This window comes from Streptomyces sp. NPDC001194, assembly GCF_042896985.1.
In the GTDB taxonomy this organism is placed as follows: domain Bacteria; phylum Actinomycetota; class Actinomycetes; order Streptomycetales; family Streptomycetaceae; genus Streptomyces.
This window is the reverse complement of record NZ_JBIAXU010000002.1, coordinates 177,920-189,595: the sequence shown is the minus strand read 5'-3', so window position 1 is coordinate 189,595 and position 11,676 is coordinate 177,920. Positions and strand designations below refer to the sequence as shown.

The following is an 11,676-nucleotide window of genomic DNA, read 5'->3' as shown; positions in this document are numbered from 1 at the left end:
TTGTCCGCTCAACCCGCTCAACCCGCTCAGGCAGCACAGCCCGCGCCCCCGGCCCGCTCAGGCGGCGCCGCGGCGATCGGCTTGATCCTCACCATCGCGCTGAACGTGGTGGCACCGATCGTCACGTACAACACCCTCGTCGACGATCACGGCTGGAGCGAGGCCTCCGCCCTGCTGGCCAGCGGCGCCTGGCCGGTGCTCGACAGCGCCGTCATGGTGGCCTGGCGGCGCAAGCTCGACGAGTTCGCCATCGTCACCCTGGTGTTCTTGGTGATCACCGCCGTGGTCTCCCTCGTGGGCGCCCAGTCCACGCAGGCCCTGCTGGTCAAGGACTCGGTCGTCACGGGCCTGTTCGGGGTCCTGTGCCTGGCCACGCTCCTCGCGCCGCGTCCGCTGATGTTCTACTTCGGCCGGAAGTTCGGCACGGACGGCACCCCGGCGGGCGTCGCGTACTACAACGGCCTGTGGCAGTTCGAGGGCTTCCGCAACGCACAGCGCCGCATGACCCTGGTGTGGGGCGTGGTCTACCTCATCGAGGCGGCCGTGCGCATCGCCCTGTCGTTCGTCCTGGACACCTCCACCATGGTGACCCTCAGCCCGTTCATGATCTACGGAACGCTCGGCGGCCTGGCCCTCTGGACGGTCCGTTTCGTCAAGCGCACCAAGGCGGAGGGCGAGAAGCGGGCCGCCGCCGCGGCAGCCGCCGCTGACGGACGGGCCGGGGGCCTCACCGCCTGAGCCCGTACGGAAAAGCCGGTGGCCCGGTGCGCGATCCGCGCACCGGGCCACCGGCTTTCGGGCAAGAGCTAGCAGCCGAGCAGACGGCTGCCCAGGTAGTTCTGGATCTGGTCCAGGGAGACGCGCTCCTGCTTCATGGTGTCGCGCTCGCGCACGGTCACCGCGTTGTCCTCCAGGGTGTCGAAGTCGACGGTGACGCAGAACGGCGTACCGATCTCGTCCTGGCGGCGGTAGCGGCGGCCGATGGCGCCCGCGTCGTCGAACTCGATGTTCCAGAACTTGCGCAGGTCGGCGGCGAGGCCCTTGGCCTTCGGCGACAGCTGAGCGTTGCGGGACAGCGGCAGGACGGCGACCTTGATCGGGGCCAGGCGCGGGTCGAAGCGCATCACGGTGCGCTTCTCCATGACGCCCTTGGCGTTCGGGGCCTCGTCCTCGTTGAACGCGTCGAGCATGAAGGCGAGCATGGCGCGGTTCACACCGGCCGCCGGCTCGATGACGTACGGGGTGTAGCGCTCCTTCGACTCCTGGTCGAAGTAGACGAGGTCCTGGCCCGAGGCGGCGGAGTGCGCCTTCAGGTCGAAGTCGGTGCGGTTGGCGACGCCCTCCAGCTCGGAGAACTCATTGCCGCCGAAGTTGAAGCGGTACTCGATGTCGGCGGTGCGCTTCGAGTAGTGGGACAGCTTCTCCTTCGGGTGCTCGTACCAGCGGATGTTCTCCTCGCGGATGCCGAGGTCGCGGTACCAGTTCCACCGCTCCTGCATCCAGTACTCCTGCCACTGCTCGTCCTCGCCCGGCTTGACGAAGAACTCCATCTCCATCTGCTCGAACTCGCGCGTGCGGAAGATGAAGTTGCCCGGAGTGATCTCGTTGCGGAAGGACTTGCCCATCTGCGCGATGCCGAACGGGGGCTTCTTGCGCGCGGTGGTCTGCACGTGGGCGAAGTTGGTGAAGATGCCCTGGGCCGTCTCGGGGCGCAGGTACGCCTTCGAGCCGGTGTCCTGGGTCGGGCCGAGGTGGGTCTCCAGCATGCCGGAGAACTGCTTCGGCTCGGTGAACTGGCCCTTCACACCGCAGTTGGGGCAGTTGATGTCGGCGAGGCCGTTGGCGGGGAGGCGGCCGTGCTTGGCCTCGTACGCCTCTTCCAGGTGGTCGGCGCGGTGGCGCTTGTGACAGGAGGTGCACTCGGTCAGCGGGTCCGAGAAGGTCGCGACGTGACCGGAGGCGACCCAGACCTCGGGGGCGAGGATCACGGAAGAGTCGAGGCCGACGATGTCCTCGCGCCCGGTGACCATGGCCTTCCACCACTGGCGCTTGATGTTCTCCTTGAGCTCGACACCCAGCGGACCGTAGTCCCAGGCGGCCTTGGAGCCGCCGTAGATGTCACTGCACGGGAAAACGAAGCCACGGCGCTTGCTCAGGCTGACGATGGTTTCGATCTTGTCGGCGGCCACGGTGCTCTCTTCATTACGAGGACGAACGGCGAAGGCTTTAGGTTACCGGCGCCCGCACCCCCCCTTTCAAATCGGTTCCCCTTCCACGGCACCGCCCCCGGGCTCCTCACCTGGGTTTTTGACAATCGTTTCCATCTTTGATGAAAATGGATGTCATGAACGTACGACGCCTCATACCCGCCGCCGCCCTCGCCGGAGCCGTAGCCCTCGGCGCCACGGCCCTCACCGCCTGCTCCGGAGCCTCTGCCGGCGGTGCCAAGGACGGCAAGCTCGACGTCATGTCGTCGTTCTACCCGATGCAGTTCCTCGCCCAACAGATCGGCAAGGACCACGTGAAGGTCGACACCCTGACCAAGCCGGGCGTCGAACCGCACGATCTGGAGATCACGCCGAAGCAGACCGGGCAGCTGGGCGAAGCCGATGTCGTCCTCTACCTCAAGGGCCTGCAGCCCGCCGTCGACAAGGCCGTCGCCCAGTCCGGCGTGAAGCACGTGGTCGACGCCGCCAAGCTCACCGAGCTGGAGGTCCACGGCGCCTCCGGCCACGACCACGCCCACGAGGGCACGGAGGGCCACACCGAGGGCGAGGAGGGCCACGACCACGCCCACGGCGAAGCCGGCGAGGACCCGCACGTCTGGCTGGACCCGGTGAAGTACGCCGAGGTCGCCAAGGGCGTCGGCGCGGCCCTGGAGAAGGCCGACCCGGACCACGCGGCGGACTACCGCAAGAACACCGACGAGCTGCTGGGCAAGCTGACCGCGCTCGACACGGAGTTCAAGGACGGCCTGCGGAACACCGCGTCCAAGACCTTCATCACCACGCACTCGGCCTTCGGCTACCTCGCCGAGCGCTACGGCCTCGACCAGGAGGGCATCTCCGGCGTCGACCCCGAGTCCGAGCCGAGCCCGGCCCGGATGAAGGAGCTCCAGGCCGTCGCGAAGAAGGACAATGTCTCGACCGTGTTCTTCGAGACGCTGGCCAGCGACAAGACGGCCAAGTCGCTCGCCACCGACACGGGCCTGAAGACCGACGTCCTCGACCCGCTCGAGGGAATCACCGACAAGTCCCAGGGCGCTGACTACTTCGAGGTCATGCGGTCGAACCTGAAGAACCTGCAGAAGGCGCTCGGTAGCAAGTAATGGCAGTAACGGAGGCGCGTGCCATGGAGTCCCAGCCCGCGGAGGCAGCGGACCAGCCCGTCATATCCCTGCGCGGGGCCACGGCCTCGCTCGGCTCGCGCCCCGTGCTGCGCGGGGTCGACCTCGCCGTCCGGCGCGGAGAGGTCGTCGCCCTGCTCGGCGCCAACGGCTCCGGCAAGTCCACGGCCGTGCGCGCGATCGTGGGACAGGTCCCGCTGTCGGACGGCGAACTGGCGCTGTTCGGAACGGAGTTCAACCGCTTCCGCGCATGGTCGCGCATCGGGTACGTCCCGCAGCGCACCACCGCCGCCAGCGGGGTGCCGGCCACCGTCCGCGAGGTCGTCTCCTCCGGCAGGCTCGCCCGTACCCGCTTCGGCATCCTGCGCAAGACCGACAAGGCGGCGGTCGAGCGGGCCCTGGCCCTCGTCGACATGAGCCAGTACGCCGACGCCTCCGTGGGCGCCCTCTCCGGCGGCCAGCACCAGCGCGTGCTCATCGCGCGGGCGCTCGCCGTGGAGCCCGAACTCCTGATCATGGACGAGCCGATGGCCGGCGTGGACCTCGCCAACCAGGAGGTCCTCGCGAACGCACTGCGCGAGCAGGTCGCCGCCGGCTCGACCGTCCTGCTCGTCCTGCACGAGCTGGGCCCGCTGGAGCCGCTGATCGACCGCGCCGTCGTCCTGCGCGACGGCTGCGTCGTCCACGACGGCCCGCCCCCCGAGGCCGTGGGGCAGCACGCCCTGCCCGGCCACGACCACGTACACCCCCACGCGGCGCACGGCGCCGAGCCGCTCCGGACGGGACTGCTGAGCTGATGGACCTCCTCGACTACGCCTTCATGCAGCGGGCCCTGCTCGCGGCCGTCCTGGTCGGCGTCACCGCCCCGGCCATCGGCACGTACCTGGTCCAGCGCCGCCAGGCCGTCATGGGCGACGGCATCGGGCACGTGGCCATGACCGGTGTCGCGCTCGGCTTCCTGCTCAACGCGAGCCCGGTGTGGATGGCGACCCTGGTCGCGGTCATCGGCGCGGTCGGCATGGAGCTGATCCGCTCCCGCGGCAAGACCAGCGGCGACATCGCGCTCGCCATGCTCTTCTACGGCGGCCTGGCCGGCGGCGTCATGATCATCAACCTGGCTCCGGGCGGCTCGACGGCCAACCTCACCAGCTATCTCTTCGGCTCGATCACCACGGTCTCCGCCGAGGACGTCACCGCGGTCGTGATCCTCGCGGCCTTCGTCATCGCCGTCACCCTCGGTCTGCGCCGCCAGCTCTTCGCCGTCTGCCAGGACGAGGAGTTCGCCCGGGTCACCGGGCTGCCGGTGCGCTTCCTGAACCTGCTGATCGCGGTCACCGCCGCCGTCACCGTCACCGTGGCCATGCGGATCGTCGGCCTGCTGCTGGTCAGCGCCATGATGGTGATCCCGGTCGCGGCGGCGCAGCGCGTCACCCGCGGGTTCACCGCCACCCTGTCGGTGGCCATGGTGATCGGCGTGCTGGTCTCGCTCTCCGGCACGACGCTCACGTACTACATCGACGCCCCCTCCGGCGGCACCATCGTGCTGCTCGCCATCGGCGTCTTCATGGTGATGACCGCGCTGTCCACGCCGCTGGCCCGGCGCCGTGCGAACGCGGCCCGCGCCGCCGAAGAAGTCTGCACGCGCGATGATGTGAAGGTCTAGGCAGATCTGGGAGGTGCGGCCGCCTGGCACAATGGGCCGAGGCCGATACGAGGAGGAACCGGTGGCGACTGCGCCTGGCGAGATGAATACCGCGCCAGTACGAGGACGATCCACCCGGCAGCGGGCAGCCGTCGCCGCGGCGCTGGACGAGGTGGACGAGTTCCGCAGCGCCCAGGAACTGCACGACATGCTCAAGCACCGCGGCGACTCGGTGGGCCTGACCACCGTGTACCGCACCCTCCAGTCGCTCGCCGACGCCGGCGAGGTCGACGTGCTGCGCACCAGCGACGGGGAATCGGTCTACCGGCGGTGTTCCACCGGGGACCACCACCATCACCTGGTCTGCCGCAAGTGCGGCAAGGCGGTCGAGGTGGAGGGCCCGGCGGTGGAGAAGTGGGCGGAGTCCATCGCGGCCGAGCACGGCTACGTGAACGTGGCCCACACGGTGGAGATCTTCGGCACCTGCGCCGACTGCGCGGCCGCCGCTTCCGCCTAGGGGGCGTCTTGCCGATCACGCCGGGCTCGCGGCGGCGGGCACCGCGCCTCGCCGCGTTGTCCTCGCTCGCCGACACACCACATCGCCTCCTCCCCCTGCCTTCGGCGGGGGGACCCCCACGTCCGCCTTGCGATCCACGGCACCCACCACCGCTCCCTGACCCGGCCTGATCGACAAGACGCCCCTAGAGCCTCTGCAGATTGCGGTCGAGGAGTGCCCGCAGGCGGTCGACCTCCGCGGGGTCCTCGACCCCGCGCTTGGGCAGGATCGTCATGGCCACCGCCCGCTTGGCGACGCTGAGCGTGACGAAGGTGTCGGCCGTCTCCGTGTACATCGGCTGCGCGGCCCAGTTGATGCGCGACTGCGTGTCGGCGGTGCTCACGCACAGCCCCGCTTCGTCGATCACCGCCGTGGTCTCACCGGCCTTCGCCAGCAGCCCGGCGAAGGCCCGCGCCGTGAGCTGCGGGCCGAAGAACGTGAGGACGAGCAGCAGGACGCCGCCGCCCAGGACGGACAGCGGCCGGGTGAGGGGCCCGTCGCCCATCGCCGCCAGCCCCCCGAAGGCCAGCAGCAGCACCCCGAAGACGATCAGCAGCAGCCGCTTGCGGCGCCCCGCGGGCACCCGGGCGTCCCGCGCCCGGAGCGCCTGCGCGACGTCCGCCGTGGTGATCCGGTAGCTGAGCCGTACCGGCACCTGTTCTCCATCCGTGTCCATGACAACGGACCCTATCCCCCGGCCGGGCCCCCGCGACGGCCATTTCCGCCTCGGCTCAGGCCGTGGAGCCCGGCTCCGCCTGGTTCGGGACGGCGCCGCCGAAGCGGCGGTCGCGCTGGGCGTACTCCAGGCAGGCCGCCCAGAGGTTGCGGCGGTCGAAGTCCGGCCACAGCACGTCCTGGAAGACCATCTCGGCGTACGCGCTCTGCCAGAGCAGGTAGTTGGAGGTGCGCTGCTCGCCGCTCGGCCGCAGGAACAGGTCCACGTCCGGCATGTCCGGGTAGTACATGTACTTCGCGAAGGTCTTCTCGTTGACCTTCGACGGGTCCAGCCTGCCCGCGGCCACGTCCCGCGCGATCGCCTGCGCCGCGTCCGCGATCTCCGCGCGGCCGCCGTAGTTGACGCAGAAGTACAGGGTCATCGCGTCGTTGTCGACGGTCTGCTCCTGGGCGACCTGGAGCTCCTGGACGACCGACTTCCACATCTTCGGCATGCGGCCGACCCAGCGGATCCGGATGCCCAGCTCGTTCATCTCGTCGCGGCGGCGCCGGATGACGTCCCGGTTGAAGTTCATCAGGAAGCGGACCTCGTCGGGCGAGCGCTTCCAGTTCTCCGTCGAGAAGGCGTACAGGGAGAGGTTCTTGACGCCCATCTCCAGGCAGCCCTTGAGCACGTCGAGCACGACGCCCTCGCCGACCTTGTGGCCCTCGGTGCGCGGCAGCCCGCGCTCCTTGGCCCAGCGGCCGTTGCCGTCCATGACCACCGCGACGTGGTTCGGGACGAGCTCGCCGGGGATCTTCGGCGGGCGCTCACCGGACGGGTGCGGCTCGGGAACCTTGTACTCCCGGCGAGAGCGCCCCAGAATCCCGCGTCGTGCCATGTGTCCAGCTCCTATTTCTCGACGTATCGCAGGGAGCGTAGCCCGCGCTCCAGATGCCAGTGCAAATAGGCGGAGACGAGCCCGCTGCCCTCCCGCACGTACCGCGCCTCGCAGGCGTCCGCATGCCCCCAGTCGCCCGTCAGCAGCGCGCTGAGCAGGGCGACGGCCTCCGACGAGGGTACGACGCTGCCGGCGACCCGGCAGTCCCCGCAGACGACCCCGCCCGCGGCGACCGAGAAGTGCCGGTTGGGGCCGTGGATCCCGCACTTCGCGCAGTCCGTGAAGCTGGGCGCGTAACCGTTGACGGCGAGGGAGCGCAGCAGGAACGCGTCGAGGATGAGGTTCGGCTCGTGCTCGCCGCGCGAGAGCGTGCGCAGGGCGCCGATCAGCAGCAGGTACTGCTGTACGGCGGGCTCGCCCTCGTTCTCGGTGAAGCGCTCGGCGGTCTCCAGCATCGCGGTGCCGGCGGTGTAGCGGGCGTAGTCGGTGACGATGCCGTTGCCGTACGGGGCGATGATCTCGGTCTGGGTGCAGAGCGGGAGGCTGCGGCCGATCAGCTCGCTGCCCCGGGCGAAGAACTGCACGTCGGCGTGGGAGAAAGGTTCCAGCCCGGCGCCGAACTTGGACTTCGTACGCCGCACCCCGCGGGCGACGGCCCGCACCCGGCCGTGCCCCCGGGTGAGGAGCGTGATGATGCGGTCCGCCTCACCCAGCTTCTGGGTGCGCAGCACGATGCCGTCGTCGCGGAACAGACTCATGCGCCCATTGTCGCCTGTGCCGGGACGGCGGAAGGCCCTCCGTCCGGACCCGGGTCCGGACGGAGGGCCTTCGCCCCTCGGGAGGGTCAGGACGCGGGCGCGGCCCCGTCGTCCGCATCCTTCTTCCCGGCTCCGGGGGCGGTGGCGGCCACGGCGGCCCCGACGGTCGCCTCGGCCACCGTCTCGGCCTCATCCGGCGCCTGCGCCTCGGGCGCCGCGTCCGGCGCGGCCGAGGACTGCGCGGGCAGCTCGGCCCGGGCGGCCTGGTGCGGATCGCTCTTGCCCAGGCCGTTGAAGATCAGGTTGAGCACGATCGCGGAGGTGGCACCGAGCGTCACACCGCTGTTGAGGAGCGAGGACAGGTCCGCGTCCATGTGGTCCTTGAAGAGCACCGGGACGGTCGCCGGCAGCAGCGCGAAGGCCAGGGAGACGCCCACGACCAGCGCGTTCTTCTCCTCCTTGAGGTCGACCTTGGCCAGGGTCTGGATACCGGCCAGCGCCACCATCGCGAACATCACCGTCGCCGCCCCGCCGAGCACTCCGTGCGGGACCGCGGCGACGATCGCGGCGGCCTTCGGGATCAGCCCGAGCACGATCATGAAGACGCCCGCGGCGACCACGACGAAGCGGCTCTTGACCTTGGTCATGCGGACCAGGCCGACGTTCTCGGCGAAGGCCACGTACGGGAAGGAGTTCAGGACACCGCCCAGGGCGGTCGCGGCTCCGTCGGCGCGCAGGGCGCGGGCCACGGTCTCGCTGTCGATCTCCTTGCCGACGATGTCGCCGACGGCGTACGTGTCGCCGGTCGTCTCGACCATGGTGATCAGCATGACGATGAGCATCAGCAGGATCGGGAACCAGGCGAACTTCGGGGCCCCGTAGTGGAACGGGGTGGTGATGCCGATCCAGTCCGAGTTGCTCACGTCGCCGAACTTGGCGTCGCCGAGCAGGAAGGCGACGGCGGTGCCGGCGACCAGGCCGATCAGGATGGAGATGCTGGAGAGGAAGGGCTTGCCGAGCTTCATCAGGACGAGGATGAAGAGCATCGTGCCGCCGGCGTAGGCGAAGTTCTTCGGGTCGCCGAAATCGGGGCTTCCGAGGCCGCCCGCGGCGTCGTTGAGGCCGACGGGGATCAGCACGATGCCGAGGACGGTGATCACCGTGCCGGTGACGACCGGCGGGAAGAGCCTCATGACCGTACGGAAGGCCTTGGGGGGCAGCCAGGCGAAGGCGAAGGTCGCGATGCCGGCCGTGATCACCGCGCCGTAGATGACGAGCAGGCCCGCCGTGCCGCCGCCGGCCCCGAGCCCGATGGCGATCATCGGGGAGACCGCGGTGAAGGTGACGCCCTGGATCAGCGGCAGGCGGGCGCCTATCCGGCCGATGCCCCACGCCTGGATGATCGAGGCGATGCCGCAGGTGAACAGGTCGGCGTTGATCAGGTAGACCAGCTGCTCGGTGGTCAGGCCGAGGGCGCCGCCCACGATGATCGGGACGATCACCGCACCGGCGTAGAACGCGAGTACGTGCTGGAAGCCGTACAGCGCCAGCTTGGGGAGGGGGAGCACCTCGTCGACCGGGTGCGTACTGGGCTCTCCGCTGACGGAGAACCGGGCGGCGACACGTGCCATCTCTGCCTTGCCCTTCAAGAGGTAGGTAAACGAGAGGAATCTGGTTATCCCTGGGCGAAGTGGGTCTCACCCGGCTACCGCCGGGAGGGGCCCCCAGCCGTTTGTTCGCCAGGGTTGTCAGTGCGTTCACGTGAATCGAAGCCCCGCTGTGTTACCGGCGGCGTCTCGTCGTGTGACCGGAATTGAACGCCTGTGGGGGTGCTCACAGATATCGTGGACTTCCACAAAGTGTTGACGTCTGAGGGCGTCAGGTCTGTGGGTATCTCCACTGGCGCATGGCTGCGCAGGGGCGTAATGCCGGCGGCCGCGAAACCCGTACGTGCAGGTCACGGCTCCGTCCGGGTGTCCAAGGGGTGGACGGTCGAGGCCGGAACGCACGAATCCCCCCTTCACGCGGAGTGTGAAGGGGGGCGGATTCAGTCGCACGAGGCCGGATCGTTACCCCGCCGAAGGCCCGGCGAGCCCGTTCCGAGGCCGAACCGAGCCCGTACCGAGGCCGTTTCGGTCAGGGTTACGGCGCCCGGACCGCCGACAGCAGACGGGAGACGTCCTCCGAGGCTATCCGCAGGGCGGCGCCCACGGTGGCGAGCACTTCCCGCTCGGCCGGGATGTACGGGCCGTCCGCGAGGGCGATCCGCGCGCCCTGGAGCAGGATCGATTCCCGTCCGGGCCCCGCGAGGTGCGGAGCCAGCGGTTCCAGGGCCTCGTGGAGCTCTATGGCCAGCGCGGCGCCGCAGCACTCCGGCACGTCGTACAGCCCGAGCCGGCCCTCGTCGGTGGCCAGCGCCTCCACCAGGGACTCCAGCTGCTCCTCCGTGCAGTCCTGGAAGCCCGCCGCCCGTACGGCCGACACGGCGGCCTCCAGCGCCCCCCGCGAGGTGGTCCCGCCGGCCGCGAGCACCGCCAGCGTCACGGTGTGCACGGCGTCGCGGAGCATCGCCGAGAAGCGGGTGGTGGTCAGGTGGTCGAGCACCTCGGTGTCGAAGCGCTCCCGGCAGCCCTGGCACTCGATGACGGGCCCGGCCGCTCCGCGCGGCAGCAGCGGGACGCCGAGGACCGTGAACCGGCGGCGCCCCGTGCGCCGGCGGTAGTTGCGGTCGCCACCGCAGTCGGGGCAGAAGAACTCCCCGTCACCCACGGTGCTCCAGGTGGTACGGATGCCCCAGACCGTCAGCTTCCGGCCGTCCCCACCCCGAACTGGCAGCACGTCGCACCTCCGTCACCTTCCGGCAGCATCGCCGGTTTGGCGTGATGTTAGCCACATCGGTGAGGATCCGTCAGTCGTGTGACAAGACAACCTGCGCCACCCGGGGGACTTGGCCGAACTGCGTCCCCGCCCGCCTCCGTTTTTCCCTACGCTCTGCCGCGTGAACGAGAAGTCCTGTCTGGTGACGGGTGCCGCGAGCGGCATCGGCAAGGCCACCGCCCTTCTGCTGGCCCGCTCCGGAGCCCGGGTCACCGCGGCCGACATCAATGGCCCCGGGGTGGAGGAACTGCGTACGGATCTGGCCGCCGAGGGCATCGGCATCACCGTCGTGGCGGGTGACGTCGCCGATCCGGAGGCCAACCGGGCGATGGTCGAAGCGGCCGTGGAGGCGTACGGAAGGCTCGACGTCGCCGTGGCGAACGCCGGGGTGCTCCCCCTTTCGGACGTGAACGAGACCAGCCCCGAGGACTGGGACCGGGTCATGGCGATCGACGGCCGGGGGATGTTCTTGACCTGCAAGTACGCGATCGAGGCGATGACCGCGCAGGAGCGGCCCGGCGGGGCGCTGGTCTGCGTGTCCTCGGTCTCGGGGGTGGCGGGCCAGGCCCGGCAGGCGGCGTACGGGCCGGCGAAGTTCGTGGCGTCGGGGCTGACCAAACACCTGGCGGTGGAGTGGGCCGCGCGCGGGATCCGGGTCAACGCGGTGGCCCCCGGCACCATCCGTACGGAGCGGGTGCTGGCGCTGAAGGACGAGCCGGGAGGCCCCGAGTACCTGGCGGAGGTCTCCGCGGCCCATCCGATGGGACGCCTCGGCGAGCCGGAGGAGGTGGCCCGGGCCATCGCCTTCCTGGCCTCCGACGCGGCCTCCTTCGTGACGGGCGCGATCCTGCCGGTGGACGGCGGCTACCTGGCCCGCTGACCGGTGGGAACGGCGGAACCCCGCCCCTCCGGAGGGAGGGACGGGGTTCGCGTACGAGGGG

General features: G+C 70.1%; 12 protein-coding genes. 6 read left to right on the top strand and 6 right to left on the bottom strand.

What is annotated here, in order from left to right:
• Window positions 1–81: 81 nt before the first annotated feature.
• Window positions 82–738, top strand: coding sequence for a VC0807 family protein (locus ACFY1T_RS05565; RefSeq protein ID WP_390787080.1), 657 nt, complete (start codon window positions 82–84; stop codon window positions 736–738).
• A gap of 68 nt (window positions 739–806) precedes the next feature.
• Here ACFY1T_RS05565 and ACFY1T_RS05560 read toward each other — a convergent pair whose 3' ends face one another.
• Complete coding sequence (locus tag ACFY1T_RS05560) at window positions 807–2,189, bottom strand: glycine--tRNA ligase (RefSeq protein WP_390787079.1); 1,383 nt, start codon at window positions 2,187–2,189, stop codon at window positions 807–809.
• A 155-nt stretch (window positions 2,190–2,344) separates the two neighbouring features.
• On the opposite strand from ACFY1T_RS05560, the gene ACFY1T_RS05555 reads away from it, so the two are divergent.
• The 4 genes from ACFY1T_RS05555 (at window position 2,345) to ACFY1T_RS05540 (ending at window position 5,505) form a co-directional block, all read left to right on the top strand.
• On the top strand, window positions 2,345–3,328 hold the full coding sequence (locus ACFY1T_RS05555) for a metal ABC transporter substrate-binding protein (protein ID WP_390787078.1): 984 nt from the start codon (window positions 2,345–2,347) through the stop codon (window positions 3,326–3,328).
• 23 nt (window positions 3,329–3,351) lie between these two features.
• Window positions 3,352–4,143, top strand: a complete 792-nt coding sequence (locus ACFY1T_RS05550) for a metal ABC transporter ATP-binding protein (protein ID WP_390787077.1) — start codon at window positions 3,352–3,354, stop codon at window positions 4,141–4,143.
• Window positions 4,143–5,009: a metal ABC transporter permease gene (locus ACFY1T_RS05545; RefSeq protein ID WP_030862537.1), complete on the top strand. Its 867-nt coding sequence runs from the start codon at window positions 4,143–4,145 to the stop codon at window positions 5,007–5,009. The genes ACFY1T_RS05550 and ACFY1T_RS05545 overlap by 1 nt, the downstream gene beginning before the upstream one ends.
• A 61-nt stretch (window positions 5,010–5,070) precedes the next feature.
• The gene (locus ACFY1T_RS05540; RefSeq protein ID WP_099892502.1) at window positions 5,071–5,505 is read left to right on the top strand and encodes a Fur family transcriptional regulator; all 435 of its coding nucleotides are present in this window, start codon (window positions 5,071–5,073) and stop codon (window positions 5,503–5,505) included.
• A 184-nt stretch (window positions 5,506–5,689) separates the two neighbouring features.
• Here the strand turns inward: ACFY1T_RS05540 and ACFY1T_RS05535 are convergent, their stop codons facing one another.
• The 5 genes from ACFY1T_RS05535 to ACFY1T_RS05515 form a co-directional block, all read right to left on the bottom strand.
• Window positions 5,690–6,220: a YcxB family protein gene (locus tag ACFY1T_RS05535; protein ID WP_390787076.1), complete on the bottom strand. Its 531-nt coding sequence runs from the start codon at window positions 6,218–6,220 to the stop codon at window positions 5,690–5,692.
• 55 nt (window positions 6,221–6,275) lie between these two features.
• Window positions 6,276–7,100, bottom strand: coding sequence for an isoprenyl transferase (locus tag ACFY1T_RS05530; protein WP_030862524.1), 825 nt, complete (start codon window positions 7,098–7,100; stop codon window positions 6,276–6,278).
• Window positions 7,101–7,111: 11 nt separating this feature from the next.
• On the bottom strand, window positions 7,112–7,858 hold the full coding sequence (gene recO / locus ACFY1T_RS05525) for a DNA repair protein RecO (RefSeq protein ID WP_030862522.1): 747 nt from the start codon (window positions 7,856–7,858) through the stop codon (window positions 7,112–7,114).
• A gap of 86 nt (window positions 7,859–7,944) precedes the next feature.
• Complete coding sequence (locus tag ACFY1T_RS05520) at window positions 7,945–9,489, bottom strand: nucleobase:cation symporter-2 family protein (RefSeq protein WP_390787075.1); 1,545 nt, start codon at window positions 9,487–9,489, stop codon at window positions 7,945–7,947.
• A gap of 511 nt (window positions 9,490–10,000) precedes the next feature.
• Window positions 10,001–10,696 carry a TerB family tellurite resistance protein gene (locus ACFY1T_RS05515; protein ID WP_030862512.1) on the bottom strand — a complete coding sequence of 232 codons (696 nt, stop codon included), beginning with the start codon at window positions 10,694–10,696 and terminating at the stop codon, window positions 10,001–10,003.
• Window positions 10,697–10,856: 160 nt separating this feature from the next.
• Between ACFY1T_RS05515 and ACFY1T_RS05510 the strand changes: the two genes are divergently transcribed.
• Window positions 10,857–11,615 carry an SDR family NAD(P)-dependent oxidoreductase gene (locus ACFY1T_RS05510; RefSeq protein ID WP_390787074.1) on the top strand — a complete coding sequence of 253 codons (759 nt, stop codon included), beginning with the start codon at window positions 10,857–10,859 and terminating at the stop codon, window positions 11,613–11,615.
• Window positions 11,616–11,676 lie beyond the last annotated feature (61 nt).